This is a genomic window from Streptomyces mayonensis, assembly GCF_018982965.1.
GTDB classification, from domain to species: Bacteria; Actinomycetota; Actinomycetes; order Streptomycetales; family Streptomycetaceae; genus Streptomyces; species Streptomyces mayonensis.
Window position 1 is genome coordinate 65,337 of sequence record NZ_JACBYP010000017.1, and the last position, 22,111, is coordinate 87,447.

Genomic DNA, 22,111 nt, shown 5'->3' on the forward strand with positions numbered 1-22,111 from the left:
GGGGGCTACGGGGCCGGCGCGGGCGCCTTGGGCAGGGGCGCCGAAGCCGCCCTGCGTCCGGCCCGTGCGACGGAGATCTGCCGTGCGACCCGGGGGCCGAGCACGGACACGACGAGCAGGACGCCGGTGACGACGATCTGCGACTGCGCGGAGACGTTGACGAGGCTCATCACGTTCTGCAGCGCGCCGAGCAGGAACACACCCGCGATCGCACCGCCGAGGGTGCCCCTGCCGCCGTCGAAGTCGATTCCGCCGAGGAGTACGGCGGCGACGACGGAGAGTTCGAGGCCCATGGCGTTGTCGTAGCGGGCACTGGCGTAGTGCAGGGCCCAGAAGATGCCCGTGAGGGAGGACATCAGCCCGGTCACGGTGAAAAGGATCAGCTTCTGCCGCTTGACCCGGATGCCGGCGAACCGCGCGGCCTCCTCGCTGGCCCCGATCGCGAACAGCGCCCTGCCGAACGGCATGGCGTGCAGGGCGACCACCGCGATCGCCAGCAGCACCAGGAACGGCAGGAAGGCGTACGGGACGAAGGTGCCGTCGATGCGTCCGGCCGCGAAGTCCAGGTACTGCGCGGGGAAGTCGGTCACCGCGTCGGAGCCGAGCACGATCTGCGCGATGCCGCGGTAGGCGGCCATGGTGCCGATGGTCACGGCGAGGGAGGGCAGTCCGAGGCGGGTGACCAGCAGACCGTTGATCAGGCCGCACACGACGCCGAGCGCCAGGCAGATCGGGATGATCACCTCGATGGTCATGCCCTGGTTCCACAGCGCGCCCATCACCGCGCCGGACAGCCCGGCGGTGGAGGCGACCGACAGGTCGATCTCGCCGGAGACGACCAGCAGCGTCATCGGCAGGGCGATGAGCGCGATCGGCAGGGTGTTGCCGATCAGGAAGGACAGGTTCAGGGCGTTGCCGAACCCGTCGACGAAGCCGAAGGAGAGCAGCAGGACGACGACGAGGAGCGCGCCGACGACCGTGTCCCAGCGGATGGCGCGCGTCAGGGAGCTGTCAGCCATGGCGGGCGTTCCTCTTCTTCAGGGCGTTGGCCACGCGCAGGGCGACGATCCGGTCGACGGCGATGGCGAGGATGAGCAGGATGCCGTTGATGGCCAGCACCCACACGGAGCTGACGCCGAGGGCGGGCAGCACGCTGTTGATGGAGGTCAGCAGGAGCGCGCCGAGGGCCGCGCCGTAGACGCTGCCGGAACCGCCGGTGAAGACGACGCCGCCGACCACGACGGCACTGACGACGGTCAGTTCGTAGCCGTTGCCGGTGCCGGAGTCGACGTTTCCGAACCGGGCCAGGTACAGGGCGCCGGCGAGTCCGGCGAGGGCGCCGCAGAAGGTGTAGGCGGCGAGGATGCGCTTGCGCACGGGGATGCCGGCCAGCCGGGCGGCCTCGGGGTTGGAGCCGAGCGCGTACAGCTCGCGCCCGCTGCCGAAGTGCTTGAGGTAGTACGCCGTGGCGACGAGCACCGCGAGGGCGATCAGGGCCAGCCACGGCACCGCGGAGATGCCGCCGGAGCCGAAGTCGACGAAGCCGCCGGGCAGGTCGGCCGCGGTGATCTGCCGGGAGCCGACCCAGATGGAGTCGATGCCGCGGATGATGTAGAGCGTGCCGAGGGTGACGACCAGCGCGGGCACCTGGCCGAGGCTGACCAGCAGGCCGTTGAGGAGGCCGAAGCCGACACCCATCAGCACCGCGAGCAGGACGGCCACGGCGGAGTTCCCGCCGCCCTGGAGGTAGACACCGGCGGCGAAGGCGCTGATGCCGAGGGTGGAGCCGACGGAGAGGTCGACGTTGCGGGTGATGACGACCAGGGACTGGCCGGTGGCGACGAGGACCAGGATGGTCGCGTTGAGCAGCAGGTCCTTGATGCCCTGTTCGGACAGGAACTCGCTGTTGCCGGCCTGGGTGATGGCGATCATCACCAGGAAGACGAGCAGGATGGCCAGTTCGCGCATCTTGAAGATGCGGTCCACGAGCCGGGTGGCCCCGGCCTTCGGCACGTCGGCCACGGGGGCCTGGTCGGGTGCGGTGACCGTCATGCGGCGGCCCTCCCCGTGGCTGCGGCCATCACGGTCTCCTCGGTGGCGTCGGTGCGGGATATCTCGGCGGTCAGACGTCCCTCGTGCATCACCAGGACGCGGTCGGCCATGCCGAGGACCTCGGGCAGGTCGGAGGAGATCATCAGGACGGCCACGCCGTCGGCGGCCAGCTGGCTCAGCAGCCGGTGCACCTCGGCCTTGGTGCCGACGTCGATGCCCCGGGTGGGCTCGTCGACGATCAGCACCTTGGGGCCGGTGGCCAGCCACTTGGCGAGGACCACCTTCTGCTGGTTGCCGCCGGACAGGGTGGCGACGGTGTCGGCGATGCGCGCGTACTTCACCTGGAGCTTGACGGCCCAGTCGAGGGAACGGCTGCGCTCGGCGCCCCGGTCCACCAGTCCGGCCCGCACGGTCGACCGCAGGCCGGTGAGGCCGATGTTGCGTTCGATGGACATGCCCATTACCAGGCCCTGGGCGCGGCGGTCCTCCGGGACGAGGGCGAGGCCCGCGGCCATCGCGGTGGAGGGGGCGCCGTTGACGAGCGCCTTGCCGTCGACCTCGACCTCTCCGGCGTCCCAGCGGTCGATGCCGAACACGGCGCGGGCGACCTCGGTGCGTCCGGCGCCGACCAGCCCGGACAGGGCGACGATCTCGCCGCGCCGCACCTCGAAGGAGACGTCGGTGAAGACACCCTCGCGGGTCAGCCGGCGGACGCTGAGGGCCTTCTCGCCGGGCGCGACCTCCTGTTTGGGGTACAGCTCGTCGAGGTCGCGGCCGACCATGCGGCGCACCAGGTCGTCCTCGGTCATGCCCTCCAGCGGCTCGCTGGCGATCCAGGCGCCGTCGCGGAGGGTGGTGACCCGCCGGCAGATCTGGAAGATCTCTTCCAGCCGGTGGGAGATGAACAGGACGGCGGCGCCCTGCTCGCGCAGGGTGCGCACCACGCCGAAGAGCCGGGCCACCTCGCTGCCGGTGAGGGCCGCGGTCGGCTCGTCCATGATCAGGACCCGGGCGTCGAAGGAGAGCGCCTTGGCGATCTCCACGATCTGCTGGTCCGCGATGGACAGGCCGCGCGCGGGCCGGTCGGGGTCGAGCTCCACGCCGAGGCGCCGCATGAGTTCCGCGGTGGCGGCGTGGGTCGCCCGGTGGTCGATGCGGCCGAGGGCGCGCCGCGGCTGGCGGCCCATGAAGATGTTCTCGGCGATCGACAGGTCGGGGAAGAGGGTGGGCTCCTGGTAGATCACGGCGATGCCCGCGTCGCGGGCGTCGCCGGGACCGCTGAAGGCGACCGGCGCACCGTCGAGCAGCACCTGGCCGGCGTCCGGCCGGTGTACTCCGGCGAGCGTCTTGATCAGGGTGGACTTCCCGGCTCCGTTTTCCCCGGCGAGGGCGTGGACCTCGCCGGGGAACAGCTCCAGGGAGACGTCCCGCAGCGCACGGACCGCGCCGAAGGACTTGGAGACATCCTTGAGCGCCAGAACCGGGGCCGTACCCGTGTCGGACGGGTGGGTCATTGGGGGCTCCTCGACGACGCCGGGCGGGACGGCCCTCACGGCGTCGTGAAAGGTTTCAACTCGGTTGCCGGGGACGTTAGGCAGCGAGGATATGTCACGTCAATGGGTTTGGGGACGAAAACCAGTCGATACCCAAAGGTCACGACCAAGTCACGGACGACCGGGGCGCCCGGAAGGGTTGACACCCTTTCGGGCGACTCATAACTTCGGCTACTGAATCGTTTCATACATGGTCGTGCTCACCAGGGGCGACGACCCGACCACAGGAGCGCCGAAGTGACCGAGCTCGCCGCGGTGAAGGCCGCGCTCAAGACCCAGGCCGTCGAGACGCCGTCGTGGGCGTACGGCAACTCCGGCACCCGGTTCAAGGTGTTCGCCCAAGCCGGTGTGCCGCGCGACCCCTTCGAGAAGCTGGACGACGCGGCCAAGGTCCACGAGTTCACCGGCGCGGCCCCGACCGTGGCCCTGCACATCCCGTGGGACAGGGTCGGGAACTACGGCGCGCTGGCGAAGCACGCCGAGGACCGGGGTGTCCGGATCGGCGCGATCAACTCGAACACCTTCCAGGACGACGACTACAGGCTGGGCAGCGTCTGCCACCCGGACGCGACGGTGCGCAGGAAGGCCGTCGACCACCTGCTGGAGTGCGTCGACATCATGGACGCAACCGGGTCGCGCGACCTGAAACTGTGGTTCGCCGACGGCACCAACTACCCCGGCCAGGACGACATCCGCGCCCGCCAGGACCGGCTGGCCGAGGGTCTCGCCGAGGTGTACGAGCGGCTCGGCCAGGGGCAGCGGATGCTCCTGGAGTACAAGTTCTTCGAGCCGGCGTTCTACGCCACCGACGTGCCGGACTGGGGGACGGCGTACGCCCACTGCCTGAAGCTGGGCGAGAAGGCCCAGGTCGTGGTCGACACGGGCCACCACGCGCCGGGCACGAACATCGAGTTCATCGTGGCGACGCTGCTGCGGGAGGGGAAGCTCGGCGGGTTCGACTTCAACTCGCGCTTCTACGCCGACGACGACCTGATGGTCGGCGCGGCCGACCCGTTCCAGCTGTTCCGCATCATGTACGAGGTGGTGCGCGGGGGCGGGTTCACCTCCGACGTGGCGTTCATGCTCGACCAGTGCCACAACATCGAGGCGAAGATCCCGGCCATCATCCGGTCGGTGATGAACGTGCAGGAGGCCACGGCGAAGGCCCTGCTGGTCGACCGCGAGGCGCTGGCCGGGGCGCAGGCCGCCGGGGACGTCCTCGAGGCGAACGCGGTGCTGATGGACGCGTACAACACGGATGTGCGGCCGCTGCTGCGCGAGGTGCGCCAGGAGTCGGGACTGGACCCCGAGCCCCTCAAGGCGTACCGCTCCTGCGGGTGGGCCGAGAAGGTCGTCGCCGAGCGCGTCGGCGGGCAGCAGGCCGGGTGGGGCGCGTAGGCGTCCGCCGGGTCTGTTCTGTTCGCGGGCCGCGGCCGGCCGTGGCCGGTCGCGCCCGCGCGGCGCAGCCGCACGTCGGTACCGCCCCGCTCCCCTGCGGGGCGCGTCCCCGTCCCACGACTGAAATCCCTCGGTTGTAATCCCTCGATTGAAAAGGCACCGTCATGGCACCCCATCCCGAAGCCTCCGCCCTCCTCGCCCGTTCCCGTCGGCTCGGCGCCGACCCCCGCAACACCAACTACGCCGGTGGCAACACGTCCGCCAAGGGCACCGAGACCGATCCCGTCACCGGGGGTGACGTGGAGCTGATGTGGGTCAAGGGGTCCGGCGGGGACCTCGGGACGCTCACCGAGCCGGGGCTCGCCGTGCTGCGCCTCGACCGGATGCGGGCGCTCAAGGACGTCTACCCGGGCGTCGAGCGCGAGGACGAGATGGTCGCCGCCTTCGACTACTGCCTGCACGGCAAGGGCGGCGCGGCGCCGTCGATCGACACGGCGATGCACGGGCTCGTCGGGGCCGCGCACGTCGACCACCTGCACCCGGACTCCGGGATCGCGCTGGCCTGCGCGGCGGACGGCGAGAAGCTGACCGCCGAGTGCTTCGGCGACACCGTGGTGTGGGTGCCGTGGCGGCGGCCCGGTTTCCAGCTCGGGCTGGACATCGCGGCCGTCAAGGAGGCCAACCCGCAGGCGATCGGCTGCATCCTCGGCGGGCACGGCATCACCGCCTGGGGCGACACCTCCGAGGAGTGCGAGCGCAACTCGCTGCACATCATCCGCACGGCCGAGGCCTTCCTCGCCGAGCGCGGGAAGGCCGAGCCGTTCGGCGCGGTGCTCGACGGCTACGCGGCGCTGCCGGAGGCCGGGCGGCGGGAGCGGGCGGCCGCGCTGGCGCCGTACGTACGCGGTCTGGCCTCGCAGGACCGGCCGCAGGTCGGGCACTTCACCGACACGGACGTGGTGCTGGACTTCCTCGCGCGGGAGGGGCACCCGCGGCTCGCGGCGCTCGGCACCTCCTGCCCGGACCACTTCCTGCGCACGAAGGTGCGTCCGCTGGTCCTGGACGTGGCGCCGACCGCTCCGCTGGAGGAGGCGGTGGCGCGGCTGCGGGAGCTGCACGCGGCCTACCGCGAGGAGTACGCCGCCTACTACGAGCGGCACGCCGGGCCCGACTCCCCCGCCATGCGCGGCGCGGACCCGGCGATCGTGCTGGTGCCGGGCGTGGGCATGTTCAGCTTCGGCAAGGACAAGCAGACCGCCCGGGTGGCCGGCGAGTTCTACGTCAACGCGATCAACGTGATGCGCGGTGCCGAGGCGGTGTCGTCGTACGCGCCGATCGAGGAGTCCGAGAAGTTCCGCATCGAGTACTGGGCGCTGGAGGAGGCCAAGCTCCGGCGGATGCCGAAGCCCAAGCCGCTGGCGACGCGCGTCGCGCTCGTCACCGGCGCGGGCAGCGGGATCGGGAAGGCGATCGCGCGGCGGCTGGTCGACGAGGGCGCCTGCGTGGTCGTGGCCGACCTGGACGCCGAGAACGCCGCGGGGGTCGCCGAGGAGCTGGGCGGGCCGGACAAGGCGGTCGCCGTGACCGTCGACGTCACCTCCGAGGAGCAGATCGCCGACGCCTTCCAGGCCGCCGTGCTCGCCTTCGGCGGGGTCGACCTGGTGGTCAACAACGCCGGTATCTCGATCTCCAAGCCGCTGCTGGAGACGAGCGCCCGGGACTGGGACCTCCAGCACGACATCATGGCCCGCGGGTCCTTCCTCGTCTCGCGCGAGGCGGCCCGGGTGATGACCGCGCAGGAGCTGGGCGGCGACATCGTGTACATCGCGTCGAAGAACGCCGTGTTCGCGGGGCCGAACAACATCGCCTACTCCGCCACCAAGGCGGACCAGGCCCACCAGGTGCGCCTCCTCGCCGCCGAGCTGGGCGAGCACGGCATCCGGGTGAACGGCGTCAACCCCGACGGCGTGGTGCGCGGTTCCGGGATCTTCGCGGGCGGCTGGGGCGCCGAGCGCGCCGCCGTGTACGGGGTGCCGGAGGAGAAGCTGGGCGAGTTCTACGCCCAGCGCACGCTGCTCAAGCGCGAGGTGCTGCCCGAGCACGTGGCGAACGCGGTGTTCGCGCTGACCGGCGGCGACCTGACCCACACCACCGGCCTGCACGTCCCGGTCGACGCCGGCGTCGCCGCGGCGTTCCTGCGATGAGCGGAGCGAGGGGCGGTGCCACGGGCGGCGGCACCGGGGCGTACGCCGCGGTCGACCTCGGCGCGTCCAGCGGGCGCGTCATGGTCGGCCGTGTCGGCCCCGGCAGCCTGGAGCTGACCGAGGCGCACCGCTTCCGCAACCGGCCGGTCCGTACGCCCGAGGGGCTGCGCTGGGACATCCTGTCGCTGTACGCGGGTGTGCTGGACGGGCTGCGGGCGGCGGGCCGGGTGGACTCGGTCGGCGTCGACAGCTGGGCCGTGGACTACGGCCTGCTCGACGCGGACGGTGCCCTGCTGGGCAACCCCGTGCACTACCGCGACGCCCGCACCGAGGGCGTCGCGGAGCGGGTGTGGGACGCGCTGCCCGCCGCGGAGCTGTATGCGGCGACCGGGTTGCAGTACGCGCCCTTCAACACCCTGTACCAGCTCGTCGCCGCCCGGGGCACCGCCCAGCTCGCCGCGGCCCGGCGGCTGTTGCTGGTGCCCGACCTGCTGACCCACTGGCTGACCGGCGAGCAGGGCACGGAGCTGACCAACGCGTCCACCACCCAGCTGATCGACCCCCGCACCCGCGACTGGTCGCACGAGGTCGCGGACCGGCTGGGGATCGACCTCGGCCTGTTCCCGCCGCTGCGGCGGCCCGGCGACCCGGCGGGGCTGCTGCGGCCCGAGGTGCTCCGGGAGACGGGACTGACCGGGCCGGTAGCGGTGACGGCGGTCGGTTCGCACGACACGGCCTCCGCGGTGGCCGCCGTACCGGCCTCGGACGAGCGGTTCGCGTACATCTGCACCGGCACCTGGTCGCTGGCCGGTCTGGAGCTGACCGCGCCGGTGCTGACCGAGGAGAGCCGCGCGGCCAACTTCACCAACGAGCTGGGCCTGGACGGCACGGTCCGCTACCTGCGCAACATCATGGGGCTGTGGCTGCTCCAGGAGTGCGTACGGGCCTGGGGCGACCCGGACCTGGGCCCGCTGCTGGCACAGGCGGCCGACGTGCCGGCGCTGCGGTCGGTGGTGGACGCGGGCGACCCGGCGTTCCTGGCGCCGGGCCGGATGCCGGAGCGGATCGCCGAGGCGTGCCGCGCCTCGGGCCAGCCGGTGCCCGCGACGCCCCCCGAGGTCACCCGCTGCATCCTCGACTCGCTGGCGCTGGCCCACCGCAGGGCCGTCCGGGACGCCCAGCGGCTCGCGGGGCACCCCGTCGACGTCGTGCACGTCGTCGGCGGCGGCGCCCGCAACGCACTGCTGTGCCGGCTGACCGCCGACGCCTGCGGGCTGCCGGTGGTCGCGGGCCCCGCGGAGGCCGCCGCGCTCGGCAACGTGCTCGTGCAGGCCCGGGCCCACGGGCTGGTCGGCGACCTGGCCGGGATGCGCGGGCTGCTGGCGCGTACGCAGTCACTGACCCGGTACGAACCACGCGGCGGCACGGAGGCCTGGCAGGCCGCCGAGGCCCGACTCGCCGACCGGTGAGCCGGGCCTCCCCCCGGTCGGCCCCGCCGACTACCCTGCACCCATCATTCGTCCGATGATCGAACAATGATCGAACACAAGGAGCCGCGATGCGTGTCGCTCTGTTCCTGACCTGCGTCAACGACACGCTCTATCCGGAAACCGGCCGTGCCGTGGTGCGGCTGCTCGGCAGACTCGGCGTCGACGTCGACTTCCCGACGGCCCAGACCTGTTGCGGTCAGGCCCACTACAACACCGGGTACCGGCACGAGGCGGAGCCGCTGGCCCGGCACTTCGCCGACGTGTTCGCCCCGTACGACGCGGTCGTGACGCCGTCGGGCTCGTGCGGCGCGATGGTGCGGGAGCTGTATCCGCGGATGGGTGAGCGGGCGCGGGCCGAGGGACGCGGCGACACCCTCGCGGCCACGCTGGCGCCGGTGGTGCCGAAGACGTACGAGCTGACGGAGTTCCTCGTCGACGTGCTCGGGGTGACCGACGTGGGGGCGTACTACCCGCACACGGTGACGTACCACCCGACCTGCCACGGCCTGCGCAGCCTCGGCCTGGGAGAGCGGCCGCGGCGGCTGCTGGAGGCGGTGAAGGGGCTGGAACTGGTGGAGTTGCCGGGCGCCGAGGAGTGCTGCGGGTTCGGCGGCACCTTCGCCGTGAAGAACTCCGACGTGTCGGCGGCGATGGGCGCGGACAAGGTGCGCAACGCCGAGTCGACGGGCGCGGACGTGCTGTGCGCGGCCGACAACTCCTGTCTGATGCACATCGGCGGCACCATGGGGCGGCTGCGCACGGGCATGCGGCCGGTGCACATCGCGGAGATCCTGGCGAGCACGGAGGAGGAGACGGCGGCGGTATGAGCGGGACGTATCTGGGAATGCCGGCCTTTCCGCAGGCGGCGCGGGAGGCCGTGGGCAACTCGACGCTGCGCGGCAATCTGCGCCACGCCACGCACACCATCCGCGACAAGCGCGCCCGCGCGGTCGCGGAGCTGGACGACTGGGCGGCGCTGCGCGAGGCCGGGAAGCAGATCAAGGACCACACGCTGCGCCACCTCGACCGGTATCTGGTGCAGGTGGAGGAGTCGGTCACGGCGGCCGGCGGGACCGTGCACTGGGCCGCCGACGCGGACGAGGCCAACGAGATCGTCTCCCGGCTGGTCCGGGAGGCGGGCGGCGGTGACACGGACGAGCACGAGGTCGTCAAGGTCAAGTCGATGGCGACGCAGGAGATCGCGCTGAACGAGGCGCTGGAGGCCCAGGGCATCCACGCCTACGAGACCGACCTCGCCGAGCTGATCGTGCAGTTGGGCAGGGACCGGCCGTCGCACATCCTGGTGCCGGCCATCCACCGCAACCGGGGTGAGATCCGGGACATCTTCCGCTCCGAGATGGGCGAGTGGGGCCGCCCGGCGCCCGAGGGCCTGACGGACACGCCGGCCGAGCTGGCGGAGGCGACCCGGCTGCACCTGCGGGAGAAGTTCCTGCGGGCCAGGGTGGGCATCTCCGGCGCGAACTTCGTGGTGGCGGAGACCGGCACGCTCGTGGTCGTGGAGTCGGAGGGCAACGGGCGGATGTGCCTGACCCTGCCCGAGACGCTGATCTCGGTCGTCGGCATCGAGAAGATCGTGCCGAAGTGGCAGGACCTGGAGGTCTTCCTGCAGACCCTCCCCCGCTCCTCCACGGCGGAGCGCATGAACCCGTACACGTCCATGTGGACGGGCACCAGGAACGGCCGGGCCGGCGAGGGGGACGGCCCGCGCACCTTCCACCTGGTGCTGCTGGACAACGGCCGCACCGACACGCTCGCCGACGAGGTCGGCCGCCAGGCGCTGCGCTGCATCCGCTGCTCCGCGTGCCTGAACGTCTGCCCGGTGTACGAGCGGGCCGGCGGTCACGCCTACGGCTCGGTGTACCCGGGCCCGATCGGGGCGATCCTCAGCCCTCAGCTGCGGGGCACGGGCAGCGAGATCGACGCCTCGCTGCCGTACGCGTCGTCGCTGTGCGGCGCCTGCTACGAGGTCTGCCCGGTCGCCATCGACATCCCCGAGGTGCTGGTGCACCTGCGGGAGCGGGTGGTGCAGGGCGGGCCCACGGTCCGGCACGGGAACCGGGTCGTGCTGAAGCCGGCCAAGGGGCACGCCGCCGAGCGGGCGGCGATGCGGGCGGCGCAGTGGGCGTTCACGCGCCCGGGCGCGCTGCGCGCCGGCCAGCGGCTGGCCTCGCGCACCCGCCGTCTGCATCCGCGGACCCTGCCGGGACCCGGCCGGGCCTGGACCGGCAGCCGGGACCTGCCTGCGGTGCCCGCGGAACCGTTCCGCGACTGGTGGCAGCGTACGCACGGCGGAAGGGACGAGGCGAAGTGAGCAGCAGGGAACGCATCCTGGGACGGGTACGGCGTGCGCTGGCGGACGTTCCGGCCGACGAGGCGCCGTACGAGCGGGCCGTCGCGCGGGACTACACGCGCGAGCACGGCCGGCGGGGCGTCGCGGCGACGGTGGAGCTGCTCGCCGAGAACCTGGCGGACTACCGGGCGCTCGTGCACCGGTGCGCGGAGGGCGAGCTGCCCGGCCTGATCGCACGTCTGCTGACGGCGCACGGTTCGGGCAGCGTGGTGGTCCCGCCCGGACTGCCGGCGGGCTGGCTGACCGGGACCGGGGCGCGTCTCGTCCAGGACGACGCGGCGAGCACCGCGCCGGAACTGGACCGGGTCGACAGCGTGGTCACCGGCTGCGCGGTAGCGGTCGCCGAGACGGGCACCATTGTTTTGGACGGTTCGCCCGACCAGGGCCGCCGCCGCATCACCCTGATCCCCGACCACCACATCTGCGTCGTACGGGTTCCGGACCAGGTCGTCGGCGGCGTACCGCAGGCCCTCGGACGTCTCGATCCCACGCGTCCCCTGACGTGGATCTCCGGCCCTTCTGCGACCAGTGACATCGAACTGGACCGGGTCGAGGGTGTGCACGGGCCGCGCACCCTTGAGGTGGTGCTGGTCGACGGGGCGCCGGACGCCCGGACGGCTCCGTAACGGGCGCCCGGCGGTCCTACGGCTGCCGGTTGCCGGTGCCGCCGGTTGCCGGGCGCGGGGTTCAGTCGGCCTTGGCGTACTCCTTCGCCATGCTGCCCGCGAAGTCGTACACGACGCACGGTCCGTCGCCGACGACCCAGGCGTCGTGGCCGGGCGAGCAGACGAAGACGTCCCCGGGGCCCATCTCGCTCTCGGTTCCGTCGTCCATGCGGACGTGCATGCGTCCCTCCACCACGTAGCAGTTGTGGTGGATCATGCAGCTGTCGGTGCCGGCGATCGGTGCCACGGACTCCGACCAGCGCCAGCCGGGCTCGAAGGTCGCGACGGCGAAGTCGAGTCCTTCCAGGTGCACGGCCTCGATGTGCCCGCGGGGGAAATCGCGCCGCTCGTCCGGCTTGTCGAGCGTCTTTGCCTCCAGCATGACGCTCCTCCTTTCCCTGGCCCCACCCTTCCATCCTCCGCCTGTCAAGCCGGGGGCGCCAACCGGGGGACGGGCGCGGTCAGCGGTGTGTGCCGCAGAGGTCGGCGAAGCGGGCGGTGTCGACGTTGCCGCCGGACAGGACGACGCCGATCCGGCGGGGCAGGGGGTCGATCCGGCCGTTCAGGAGGGCGGCGAGACCGGTGGCGCCGCTCGGTTCGAGGACGGTCTTCAGCCGTTCGAAGGCGAACCGCATCGCGTCCCTGATCTCGTCGTCACCGACCAGCACGATCCCGTCCAGGAGCCGACGGTTGAGGGCGAAGGTCAGCTCGCCGGGCGTGGCCACCGCCTGGCCGTCCGCGATGGTGCGCGGGACCGGGACGGTGACGCGCCGGCCCGCCTCCAGGGAGCGTCTGGTGTCGTCACCGGCCTCCGGTTCGACGCCGACGACCCGGGTCGCGGGGTGCAGGCCCTTGACGGCGGTGGCACACCCGGCGATCAGTCCGCCGCCGCCGACCGGGGCGACCAGCGCGTCCAGCGGTCCCGTCTCCTCGACGAGTTCGAGGGCGGCGGTGCCCTGTCCGGCGACGACGTGCGGGTGGTCGTAGGGCGGGATCAGGGCCAGGCCCCGATCGGCGGCCAGGGCCTCGGCGATGGCCGCACGGTCCTCGCGGTAGCGGTCGTACGTGACGATCTCGGCGCCGTAGCCGGCGGTGGCCGCGCGTTTGGCGGGCGGGGCGTCCTCGGGCATGACGATCACGGCGGTGCTGCCCAGCTCGCGGGCGGCGAGGGCGACCGCCTGGGCGTGGTTGCCGGAGGAGTAGGCGGCGATGCCCCGGGCGAGTTGGGCGGGGGTGAGCCGGGAGGCGGCGTGGTAGGCGCCGCGGAACTTGAAGGCGCCGACGCGCTGCTGGTTCTCGCACTTGAGGTGGACCTCGGCGCCGACGAGGGCGTCCAGGGTGCGCGAGCGCAGTACGGGGGTACGGTGCGCGACGCCCTCGATGCGGGCGGCCGCGGCGCGGACGTCGTCGAGGGTGAGGGGCGGGGTGGCGGTCGTCACGGGGATCCTCAGGGGGTGTCGGCGGCCGGGCCGGTCGCGGCGCGGGCCCGGGAGAGGTAGTGGTAGGCCGAGGCGCGGGAGATGCCCAGCCGGTTGGCGACGTGCTCGACCGAGCGGCGTACGGCGAACACGCCGCGTCCGTCCAGGTCGCGGAAGAGTTCCAGGCGCTGGTCCCGGTCCAGCGCTGCCCAGCCGGCGTCCCGGCGCAGCGGGTGGGTGTCCACGATGGCGTCGACGACCGCGTCGATGTCGTCGGCGAAGGTGGCGGCCGGCGGGTCGGCGGGCAGGCCCGCGGTGCCGGCGAGGGCGCCGAGCAGGGCGTGGGCCCGGTCGACGGCGGTGACGTCCAGGTGGACGCACAGGGCACCGAAGACGGTGCCGGTGGAGTCGCGCAGCACCATGGTGGAGGACTTGACGAGGGTGCCGTCGTCCGTGCGTGTGACGTGGTTCAGCGCGTCGTGCGCCGTGTCGTCACGGCCCGTGTCGCTGTGGCTCGTGTCGTCACCGCTCGTGTCGTCACGGCTCGTGTCGCCGTGCTCCGTGCCGGTGCGGGCCGGGACACGCATGACGGACTCGTCCGCCGCCCCGCTGCCGCTCCCGCCCGCCGTCCGCCCGGTCACCGAGCCCGCGACGGCCACGACCGACCGCTCCGGGCGCCGGTAGTCGTGCAGGACCACCTCGCAGACCGGTCCGAAGGTGGCGGCGATGCCGTCGACGACGGGGCGCAGCGCGGTGAGGACCGCGTCGCGTTCGGCGTCCGGCGCCGCTTCGTCGCTCATCCGGGCTCCCCGGTCGTCCGTCCAGGAGACTTCAGACTACACGTCCAGCCCCTGGACGCACTGTCCAGTCTGCGCCGCCCCGACCGGCGGCCGACTGACGGCCCACGGCACTCGCCGCAGTCGCGGGGCGGCGGCCGGCAGCGGGTCCGGCAGCCGCCCGGGCGGAGGCGCCCGCGACCGGCGCCGCCCGGGGTCGCCGGGGGATCACGAGCTCCGGCGGACGTCCGCCCGCTCAGCCGCCCGGCGCCGCTCGGCGGCCCGGTCTTCGGTCACCCGGGGTCCGGGTGGGACGCAAGAACGTACTGGTGACCCACGCTGCTGCTGATGGGCACCGCCACCACCCTCGCCGGCCTGCTGCCCACCCACGCGAGCATCGGCGTCGCCGCACCGATCCTGCTGGTGCTGCTGCGGGGGGCGTCCAGGGCATCGCGGCCGGCGGCGAGTGGGGCGGAACGGCGGGATGCCGCGGCCGGTTGCGGACCGTACGCGCGGGCTACGGGCGCGGGTTGACGCGCCGCCAGGCAGGTCGCGCGTCCGCACCCCGGCGGCCGGCCACGGCGGCGCAGCGGGGGCAGACCCGGCGGACGGCGTCGGCCGCACCGCCCGACTCGGGCAGCACGTCGCTCCAGGGGACGGCAGCGAACCGGGACAGCCGCGAGCGGTGGAGGGAGAGCCCGCACACGGTCTCGTTCCGGCCCTGCTCCCACGCGTGCACCTCGCCCGCCGGAAGCCAGCGGCCGTCGTCCTCGTCCCACCAGCGGCCGGAAGCCGCCACGTCGTAGCGCCGCGTCCTGGCCATCGGCTCCTCGCCCGCCTTCCGCTCCCCCTGCGCCCGGCTCCCTGCGTCCGGCGTCCGTCCGTTCCGGGTGCCCCGGCTGGGCGCCGTCACACGCGCGTACCGCCTCCTGTGTGATCACTCCGCAAGTCCTGCCCGTTTTGGGCGTTTTGTCTGCTTAGCATGCGGGGTCCGCGCCTCGCGGGCCGGCGTCCGCGCGCGACGGGGCCCGGCACGGACCGTCCCGCCCCGTACGAGAGGACAGCAGATGGCGCCCACGGGCCGTCCCAGCGCACTGGCCGAGCACGCCTTCTCCCCGCACGACGCGGTGCTCGGCGCCGCCGCCCGCCACCTCGGCCGCCGGCGCTTCCTCACCGTGACCGCGGCCGCCGCGGCACTCGCCTTCACCACCAACCTGCCGGCCCGCGGCGCGGTCGCCGCACCTCTGCGCGACGCCGCCCGGATCAGCAAGGACCCCTTCACGCTCGGTGTCGCCTCGGGCGACCCGCTGCCGGAGTCGGTGCTGCTGTGGACCCGCCTGGCGCCCGAACCGTTCCTCGAGGACGGCGGGATGGGCACGGAACGGGTCGCGGTCGAGTGGGAGGTCGCCCTCGACGAGCACTTCGCCGGAGTGCTGTTCCGGGGCACCGCCGACGCCCACGCCGAGTACGCCCACAGCGTGCACGTCGACGTCCAGGGCCTCACCCCCGGCACGGTCTACTACTACCGCTTCCGCGCCGGTGCCTGGCTCAGCCCCACGGGCCGTACCCGCACCGCGCCGCCCGCCGGCAGTGCGGCGTCGGCCCTGAGGCTCGCCGCGGTCGCCTGCCAGGCCTACCAGGACGGCTACTACACGGTGCTGAAGCACGTCGCCCAGGACGACGTCGACGTGGTCTTGCACCTCGGCGACTACCTGTACGAGTACGCGGTGAACGCGGAGGGCGGGGAGCGCCGCTACACCGACATCACGCTGCCCGACGTGTTCAACCGGGAGACGATGACGCTCGCGGACTACCGGATGCGGTACGCCCTGTACAAGAGCGACGCGGACCTGCGGGCCGCGCACGCCGCCCATCCCTTCGTCGTCACCTGGGACGACCACGAGACCGAGAACAACTACGCGGGCGCCAACGCCGAGAACGGCATCCCGCCCGAGGAGTTCCTGCTGCGCCGGGCCGCCGCCTACCGGGCGTACTGGGAGAACCAGCCGCTGCGCGCGGCGCAGTTGCCGCAGGGACCGGACGCGCGGCTGTACCGCCGGCTGCACTGGGGCTCGCTCGCCCAGTTCGACATCCTCGACACCCGCCAGTACCGCTCCGACCAGGCCTACGACGACCGGCCGCACGCCCCCGGGCCCGAGTCCGACGACCCGGCGCGCACCATGACCGGAGCCGCGCAGGAGCAGTGGCTGCTCGACGGCTGGAAGGGCTCGACCGCGCTGTGGAACGTGATGCCCCAGCAGGTCTGCTTCTCCCAGCGCAAGTTCGGCACCGCCGCCGACGCCCCGCTGTCGATGGACGCCTGGGACGGCTACCGCGCCTCGCGCGACCGCGTCGTCGCCGGGGCGAAGGCCGCCGGGGTCGACAACTGGCTGATCCTCACCGGCGACGTGCACGTGGGCTACGCGCTCGACGTCAAGGAGGACTTCGACGACCCGGCGTCCGCGACCGTCGGCACCGAGGTCACCTGCACGTCGGTGGCCAGCGGCCGGGACGGCGTGGAGAAGCCCGCCAACTGGGACCTGTACCTGGAGGCCAACCCGCACATGAAGTTCTACAACGGCAAGCGCGGTTACGTCCGGGCCGAGCTCGGCCGCACGGCGGCCCACCTCGACTTCCGCACCGTTGACGCCATCAGCACGCCCGGCGCCGCCATCAGCACGGTCGCGTCCTTCGTCACCGAGGCGGGCGCACCGGGGCTGAAGCCCGCCTGACCCCGGCCGGCCCTTCCCGCCCGCAGGGACACGCCCGCGTACTGCACATGGCACCCACCGCGTCCCCCATCGCGCGAAACAGGCCGGGGCGGGGCATCGCCCGGGACCGTTGCGGCAAGGCCTGTCACTTCCTCGCAGGCGCACCGCGATCCGCGGTCGCCCACCGAACACCGCTGTCCCGCACAGCTCTCCAAGGAGGCACATCGCATGGTCGGCAGACACGCCGCGCGCAGCCGCAGCGCAGCCCTCGCCGCGCTCGGCGCCCTGGTCCTGACCGCACTCCCCGCAGCCGCGTCGGCCGCGCCGCCGCCCGCACCCGCGCCCCGCCCCGTCACCGCCCAGACGCCCGGCTCCGGTGCGGCGGCGCCGGCGCGGATGCTCCGGGCGATGGAGCGCGACCTGAACCTGGCGCCCGGTCAGGCGGCCGTACGGCTGGCGAACGAGGCCGAGGCGGGCACCCGCGCGGGCATGCTGCACAACACCCTCGGCGACCGCTTCGCCGGTGCCTGGGTGAGCGGGGCGACCTCGGCCGAGCTGACCGTCGCCACCACCGACGCCGCGGACACCGCCGCCATCGAGGCGCAGGGCGCCAAGGCGGCCGTCGTGGACAGGGGCCTGGCCGAGCTGCGCGCGGTCAAGGAGAAGCTGGACGCCGCGGCGGTGCGCACCGCCACCCGGCAGAGCCCCGTCTGGTACGTCGACGTGCCGAACAACCGCGTGACGGTCCAGGCCACCGGCGAGTCCGCCGCGGCCCGCTTCGTCGAGGCGGCCGGTCTCTCCGGCCAGGACGTGAGCGTGCGGATCTCCCCCGACCAGCCGCGGGTGCTGGAGGACCTGGTGGGCGGCGACGCCTTCTACATCAACGACGAGGCGCGCTGCTCCATCGGCTTCTCGGTCACCAAGGACGACCAGCAGGGCTTCGCCACGGCCGGGCACTGCGGCAACCCGGGCGCCACCACCACCGGGTACAACGAGGCCCCTCAGGGGACCTTCCAGGCCTCGACCTTCCCCGGCAAGGACATGGCCTGGGTGGGCGTCAACTCCGACTGGACGGCCACCCCGGACGTGAAGGCCGAGGGCGGCGAGAAGATCCAGGTCACCGGGTCGGTGGAGGCGCTCGTGGGCGCCTCGGTCTGCCGTTCCGGATCGACGACGGGGTGGCGCTGCGGAACGGTCGAGCAGCACGACACGAGTGTCACCTACCCGGACGGCACGGTCGACGGCGTGACCCGTACGACGGCGTGCGCCGAGGGCGGCGACTCCGGCGGCCCCTTCGTCTCCGGAACCGAGGCACAGGGCACCACGTCCGGCGGCTCCGGCGACTGCACGAACGGCGGGACCACCTTCTACCAGCCGGTCAATCCGCTGCTCAGCGACTTCGGCCTCACCCTGAAGACCACCTCCGCCGCGGCGCAGACCCCCGCGCCGCAGGACAACGCGGCGGCGGACGCGTGGACCGCGGGCCGGGTCTACGAGGTGGGCGCCACGGTCTCCTACGACGGCGCGCGGTACCGGTGCCTGCAGGGCCACCAGGCGCAGGGCGCCGGTTCCCCGGCGAGCACGCCTGCCCTGTGGCAGCGGGTCTGAGACCACGAGACTGAGGCAAGGGGGCTGAGACAACGCGGCCGGGGCAACGGGCCCGGGGCAACGGGTGCGACACCTCGTCGTCCGCCCTCGGGCCCGGTCTCCCGGCTCGGGGCCGCCGCCCGGCAGCCCCGTGCCGGCCGCGCTACTCCCCGGCGAGGAGCGCGTAGGCGGTGGCGATGAACGGGTCCCGGGCGCGGAAGCGCCGGGTGCACACCGCGGCCAGGGCCGTGCCGGTGTCTGGCCTGAAGCCGAGGAAGGCCTGCTGGCCCAGGGTGGCGCCGCTGTGGAAGTACATCGGCCCGCCCTCCGTCGGGTGCCGGAACCAGCCCACCGTGTGCACGTGCCGGTGGCCCGCACCGCGCCGGAGCACCGGCACCCGTACCGCCCGCAGCGCTCCGGCGGCCGGTGAGCGGGCCGGGTCCAGGTGGGCCTCGAGGAAGGTGAGCAGGTCGTTCGGCGTGGACCGGACGGCCCCGGCCGCCCGGAAGCCGCCCGCGTCGAAGGCCGGTACCGGTGTGCGGCCGTCCTTGCGGTGTCCGGCGGCGTCGGTCCCGGGGCCCTCCGCGCGCAGTGCCGTGCCGCTGAGACCGAGCGCGCGCAGCACCTGCCCGTCGACCAGGTCCTCCCAGGAGGTGCGGGTGGCCGCGGCGACCGCGTTCCCGAGCACGGAGACTCCGTAGTTGGAGTAGTGCCAGCGGGTTCCGGGGCGGTGGCGGGGCCGGTGGTTCAGGAAGGTCTCGGTCAGCCGCTCGGCCGGGTAGCGGGCGTAGGGGTTGGTGCGCCACGCGGGCAGGCCCAGGCGCAGGAAGTCGGCCGGGAGTGCGGGCAGTCCCGACGTGTGCGTGATGAGGTGGGCGAGCGTCACCGGGTGCCGGTCCGGGGGGCGGCCGGGGTCCAGGCAGGCGGCGGCCGGTTCGGCGCCGGTGAGCACACCGCGCCGGATCAGCCGCGCCAGCAGCAGCGCGGCGAACGTCTTGGACGCCGAGCCGATCTCGTAACGCAGATCCTCGCGGGGGACGTCGGGCGGCTTGGCGGTGCCGCCGCTGTGCAGGGTGCGGCGGCCGTCGCGGGTGACGGCGAGGACGACGTCGGGGGCGTCACAGGCCTCCACCGCCTCGGCCAGCCGCGCGCGCAGTGCCCCCTCGTCGGCCGCCGGTACGGGCCTCGCCGGGGCGCTCTCGCCGTCGGCCGGGGCGCCGGGCCAGGGCGTGGGACGGGCCGCCATGGGCGTGGGACGGGCGGTCATGACGCGGTGTGCGCCAGCGCGGTGAGGGCGCGGGACGTGGCCAGCAGGGATGCGAAGGCGGCGACCAGGGTCGGGTGGTGGACCAGGTCGAACAGGGTGTCGGGATCGGCCTCGGGCATGGTGCGGACGGCGGGCATCGCGCCGTCCGGCTGCTGCGCGGCGGCGAAACCCCGCCAGGCGGCCTCGTCCAGGGTGGGCCGCGGCAGACAGGCGTCCACGACGAGGAGTTCGCCGAGCAGGTCCCAGCGTTCGAGATCCAGCCAGTCGTCGATCCAGACCGGCAGCCAGGTGGCGAGGTAGTCCGCGGTGTCCGGCGGCAGTCCGCCCGGGTTCCGGCCCCAGTCGGTGAGGTGGAAGACGTTGTGCGTGATGTCGTACGCCGTGTGGCCCTCGACCGTCCACGGCTCGGGGGTGCCGGCCAGCCAGGTGGTGCCCACCAGGTCGGCCTCGGGCGGCCGGGCGGTCAGGCCGAAGCGGCGCTGGAAGGCGGACAGGCCAAGGCGCCGGGTCGGTGTCACCGGGAACCGCGCCCAGCTGTCCAGCCGGTGGTTGAGGAGCGTGGCGCGTTCCACCTCGGGCTGGCTGTAGCCCAGCTCCTTGAACGGCAGATACACCTCGAAGGGGACGGGCGAGAAGGGTTCGATGCGCTGGCCGCGCGCCAGCATGCTGCCGCCGTCCAGGGTCTCGCGCCAGGTGTGGTCGAGCAGTTGGCGGGCGAGCTGGGCCTGCCGGGAGCCGGCGACGCCCTCGCGGAAGAGCACCGCGCAGATGGAGGCGAGTTCGCCGATGGGCTTGAAGCGTTCCAGGAAGCCGGTCTCGGGGTCCACGTCCGGCTCCAGGCCGAAGCCGTCGCGGTGGGCCCACAGCCACTCCAGTGCGCCGGCTCCGACACGGTGGATCAGGCGGGTGTCCGTCATCCCGGCGCTCCTTGTCCGGCGTGCTGTGCGGCGTCGTCGGCGTGCTCGGTGTGCTCGGCGTGCTCGGCCCGGTCGGCGTGCCGCGGCCGGGCGGTCGTGAGGGACGCGGCGAACACGGCCATCAGCGTGGAGTGGTAGCAGTCGGTGAAGGCGTAGGGGTCGGGCCCCGCGTCCGGTCCGGCCGCGTCCTGGGCGGATCCCTCCTCGGGAACGGCACCGGAGGAGTCCTGCGCTGTCGCGAGGCGCCGCCAGGCGTCGTCGAGCACCGACGGCTCGGGCGGTCGGGGCAGGCTCGCCGCCACCGCCAGCAGTTCGCAGCTCAGGTCCCACATCCGGGCGTCCAGGCAGGTGTCCAGCCACGGCGGCAGCCAGTGCAGCAGGTAGTCCGCGAGGCCGGACGGTACGCCCCGGGGCGCGCGTCCCCAGTCGGTGAGGTGGAAGACGACGTGGGTCAGGGCGTAGCCGGCCGAGCGTTCGAAGGTCCACGGCTCGGGCAGACCGCCCAGCCAGGTGCCCTCCAGCGCCTGCGGGACGGGGGCGTGCGGCTGGATGCCGCTGTGCCGCTCGGCCTCCAGTACGCCGAGCCGCCGGGTGGGGTACTGCTCCGTCAGCCGCCAGCCCCGGGTGCGGGCCACCACGGCGGCGGACGCCTCGTAGCCGGGGTGGCGGAACCCGGCCGACGCGAAGGCGGCGTACACCTCCAGCGGATAGGTGGCGAACGGCTCCAGGGACTGCATCAGCCCGAAGAGTTCACCCCGGTGGGTCTGCTGCCAGGCGAAGTCCAGCAGGTCGGACGCCCGGGCGTGCAGCGCGTCGGTCGGCGGGGTGCACAGGGACACCGAGGCGCAGACCCGGGTCAGTTCGCCGAGCGGCTTCCAGGTGCGGTTGACCTGGCCGTCGGCCGCGAGCGCGTCGTCGCCGAGCGCGAAGCCGTCGCGGTGCGCCCACACCCAGTCGAGGGCGGCCTCCCCGACGCCGGCGACGCTCACAGGAGGACCGCGGCCGGCATCAGCCGCGCCGCCTCCAGCTGCAGGGCCACCCGCGGGTCGGAGCCGCCCATGAGGCGGACGAAGTCGAGACCGGCCGCCAGGCCGAGGGTGTCGGGCACCCCGTCCAGCAGGGTGAGCCAGCGTCCAGCGCCGGCCGCCTGCTGCCAGTCGCGGCGGCGCACCGCCCGTACGAAGCCGCGGGCGACGTCGACCGGCCGGCGCCGTGCCGCGCGGGTCACCGCGCACTCCTCGCCCGGCAGCGCGAGCGGTGCGAGCACGGCGAGCTGGTGGGTCAGGGTCTGCCAGCCGGCCTCGTCCAGCCAGGCGGCGCCGGGTTCGGCAGCCGGCTCGGCGGCGTCCGGTCCGGTCAGGGGGTGTTCGACCCGGCGCAGGGTGCGGGCCATCGCCCAGTGGCTCCACACCACGGCCGGGGCCGCGTCGTCGCGCGGCGGATGGGCCGCCACGGCGTCCTTGAACACGGCGAGTTGGCCGGGGTCGGGAGGAACGCGCAGCAGGACGCTGGGCAACAGCGCGTCGGCGCCCAGGACGCGTACCGCCGCACGGGCGACGCCTTCGCCGGCGCCGCCTCCCGTCAGGGTGCTCCCCGCTCGCACGTGGTCTCCGCTCCGAAGAGCGGAGACCACGTCGGAAGCGAGGTCCAGCACCGTGCCCTGCAGGAGGGCCGACGTGCTCGACTGCTCCATGTCACTCTC

General features: G+C 73.6%; 20 protein-coding genes. 9 read left to right on the plus strand and 11 right to left on the minus strand.

What is annotated here, in order from left to right:
* Positions 1–5 precede the first annotated feature (5 nt).
* The 3 genes from HZS56_RS09455 to HZS56_RS09465 are packed head-to-tail and all read right to left on the minus strand — an operon-like array spanning position 6 to position 3,566.
* Positions 6–1,019: an ABC transporter permease gene (locus HZS56_RS09455; protein WP_216720264.1), complete on the minus strand. Its 1,014-nt coding sequence runs from the start codon at positions 1,017–1,019 to the stop codon at positions 6–8.
* Positions 1,012–2,052, minus strand: coding sequence for an ABC transporter permease (locus HZS56_RS09460; RefSeq protein ID WP_216720265.1), 1,041 nt, complete (start codon positions 2,050–2,052; stop codon positions 1,012–1,014). Before HZS56_RS09460 ends, HZS56_RS09455 begins: the two co-directional genes overlap by 8 nt.
* A complete protein-coding gene (locus tag HZS56_RS09465) occupies positions 2,049–3,566 on the minus strand; it encodes a sugar ABC transporter ATP-binding protein (RefSeq protein WP_216720266.1) in 1,518 nt (505 codons plus the stop codon). The genes HZS56_RS09460 and HZS56_RS09465 overlap by 4 nt, the downstream gene beginning before the upstream one ends.
* Positions 3,567–3,842: 276 nt before the next feature.
* On the opposite strand from HZS56_RS09465, the gene rhaI reads away from it, so the two are divergent.
* The 6 genes from rhaI (at position 3,843) to HZS56_RS09495 (ending at position 11,694) form a co-directional block, all read left to right on the plus strand.
* Positions 3,843–5,003, plus strand: a complete 1,161-nt coding sequence (gene rhaI, locus HZS56_RS09470) for an L-rhamnose isomerase (protein WP_216720267.1) — start codon at positions 3,843–3,845, stop codon at positions 5,001–5,003.
* 164 nt (positions 5,004–5,167) lie between these two features.
* Entirely contained in the window at positions 5,168–7,207 is a 2,040-nt protein-coding gene (locus tag HZS56_RS09475; protein ID WP_216720268.1) for a bifunctional aldolase/short-chain dehydrogenase, read from the plus strand.
* Entirely contained in the window at positions 7,204–8,676 is a 1,473-nt protein-coding gene (locus HZS56_RS09480) for a rhamnulokinase (RefSeq protein ID WP_216720269.1), read from the plus strand. Before HZS56_RS09475 ends, HZS56_RS09480 begins: the two co-directional genes overlap by 4 nt.
* 89 nt (positions 8,677–8,765) lie before the next feature.
* Positions 8,766–9,524 carry a (Fe-S)-binding protein gene (locus tag HZS56_RS09485; RefSeq protein ID WP_216720270.1) on the plus strand — a complete coding sequence of 253 codons (759 nt, stop codon included), beginning with the start codon at positions 8,766–8,768 and terminating at the stop codon, positions 9,522–9,524.
* Positions 9,521–11,029 carry a lactate utilization protein B gene (locus tag HZS56_RS09490; protein ID WP_216720271.1) on the plus strand — a complete coding sequence of 503 codons (1,509 nt, stop codon included), beginning with the start codon at positions 9,521–9,523 and terminating at the stop codon, positions 11,027–11,029. The genes HZS56_RS09485 and HZS56_RS09490 overlap by 4 nt, the downstream gene beginning before the upstream one ends.
* A complete protein-coding gene (locus HZS56_RS09495) occupies positions 11,026–11,694 on the plus strand; it encodes a LutC/YkgG family protein (RefSeq protein WP_216720272.1) in 669 nt (222 codons plus the stop codon). Before HZS56_RS09490 ends, HZS56_RS09495 begins: the two co-directional genes overlap by 4 nt.
* A gap of 61 nt (positions 11,695–11,755) precedes the next feature.
* Here the strand turns inward: HZS56_RS09495 and HZS56_RS09500 are convergent, their stop codons facing one another.
* The 3 genes from HZS56_RS09500 to HZS56_RS09510 form a co-directional block, all read right to left on the minus strand.
* Positions 11,756–12,115 (minus strand): cupin domain-containing protein, encoded by a 360-nt coding sequence (locus tag HZS56_RS09500; RefSeq protein WP_216720273.1) that lies wholly within the window; start codon positions 12,113–12,115, stop codon positions 11,756–11,758.
* A gap of 79 nt (positions 12,116–12,194) precedes the next feature.
* Positions 12,195–13,172: a pyridoxal-phosphate dependent enzyme gene (locus HZS56_RS09505; RefSeq protein WP_216720274.1), complete on the minus strand. Its 978-nt coding sequence runs from the start codon at positions 13,170–13,172 to the stop codon at positions 12,195–12,197.
* An 8-nt stretch (positions 13,173–13,180) separates the two neighbouring features.
* Entirely contained in the window at positions 13,181–13,951 is a 771-nt protein-coding gene (locus HZS56_RS09510; RefSeq protein WP_216720275.1) for a helix-turn-helix transcriptional regulator, read from the minus strand.
* Positions 13,952–14,275: 324 nt separating this feature from the next.
* On the opposite strand from HZS56_RS09510, the gene HZS56_RS39210 reads away from it, so the two are divergent.
* A complete protein-coding gene (locus HZS56_RS39210) occupies positions 14,276–14,461 on the plus strand; it encodes a hypothetical protein (RefSeq protein ID WP_308408034.1) in 186 nt (61 codons plus the stop codon).
* Here HZS56_RS39210 and HZS56_RS09520 read toward each other — a convergent pair.
* A complete protein-coding gene (locus tag HZS56_RS09520) occupies positions 14,445–14,750 on the minus strand; it encodes a hypothetical protein (RefSeq protein ID WP_216720276.1) in 306 nt (101 codons plus the stop codon). The genes HZS56_RS39210 and HZS56_RS09520 overlap by 17 nt on opposite strands.
* A gap of 244 nt (positions 14,751–14,994) precedes the next feature.
* Here HZS56_RS09520 and HZS56_RS09525 point away from each other — a divergent pair, with 244 nt between their 5' ends.
* Together HZS56_RS09525 and HZS56_RS09530 are read left to right on the plus strand one after the other, a co-directional pair.
* Positions 14,995–16,659 (plus strand): alkaline phosphatase D family protein, encoded by a 1,665-nt coding sequence (locus tag HZS56_RS09525; RefSeq protein ID WP_216720277.1) that lies wholly within the window; start codon positions 14,995–14,997, stop codon positions 16,657–16,659.
* A 207-nt stretch (positions 16,660–16,866) separates the two neighbouring features.
* On the plus strand, positions 16,867–18,246 hold the full coding sequence (locus HZS56_RS09530) for an alpha-lytic protease prodomain-containing protein (protein WP_216720278.1): 1,380 nt from the start codon (positions 16,867–16,869) through the stop codon (positions 18,244–18,246).
* A 142-nt stretch (positions 18,247–18,388) separates the two neighbouring features.
* Here HZS56_RS09530 and HZS56_RS09535 read toward each other — a convergent pair whose 3' ends face one another.
* From HZS56_RS09535 to HZS56_RS09550, 4 genes are read right to left on the minus strand one after another with little or no spacing between them, the layout of a single operon-like run.
* The gene (locus HZS56_RS09535; RefSeq protein ID WP_216720297.1) at positions 18,389–19,471 is read right to left on the minus strand and encodes a serine hydrolase domain-containing protein; all 1,083 of its coding nucleotides are present in this window, start codon (positions 19,469–19,471) and stop codon (positions 18,389–18,391) included.
* 17 nt (positions 19,472–19,488) lie between these two features.
* Positions 19,489–20,409 (minus strand): DUF6895 family protein, encoded by a 921-nt coding sequence (locus HZS56_RS09540; protein ID WP_216720279.1) that lies wholly within the window; start codon positions 20,407–20,409, stop codon positions 19,489–19,491.
* Positions 20,406–21,398 carry a DUF6895 family protein gene (locus HZS56_RS09545; RefSeq protein WP_308408035.1) on the minus strand — a complete coding sequence of 331 codons (993 nt, stop codon included), beginning with the start codon at positions 21,396–21,398 and terminating at the stop codon, positions 20,406–20,408. Before HZS56_RS09545 ends, HZS56_RS09540 begins: the two co-directional genes overlap by 4 nt.
* Positions 21,395–22,102 carry a hypothetical protein gene (locus HZS56_RS09550; protein WP_216720280.1) on the minus strand — a complete coding sequence of 236 codons (708 nt, stop codon included), beginning with the start codon at positions 22,100–22,102 and terminating at the stop codon, positions 21,395–21,397. Before HZS56_RS09550 ends, HZS56_RS09545 begins: the two co-directional genes overlap by 4 nt.
* Positions 22,103–22,111: the final 9 nt, after the last annotated feature.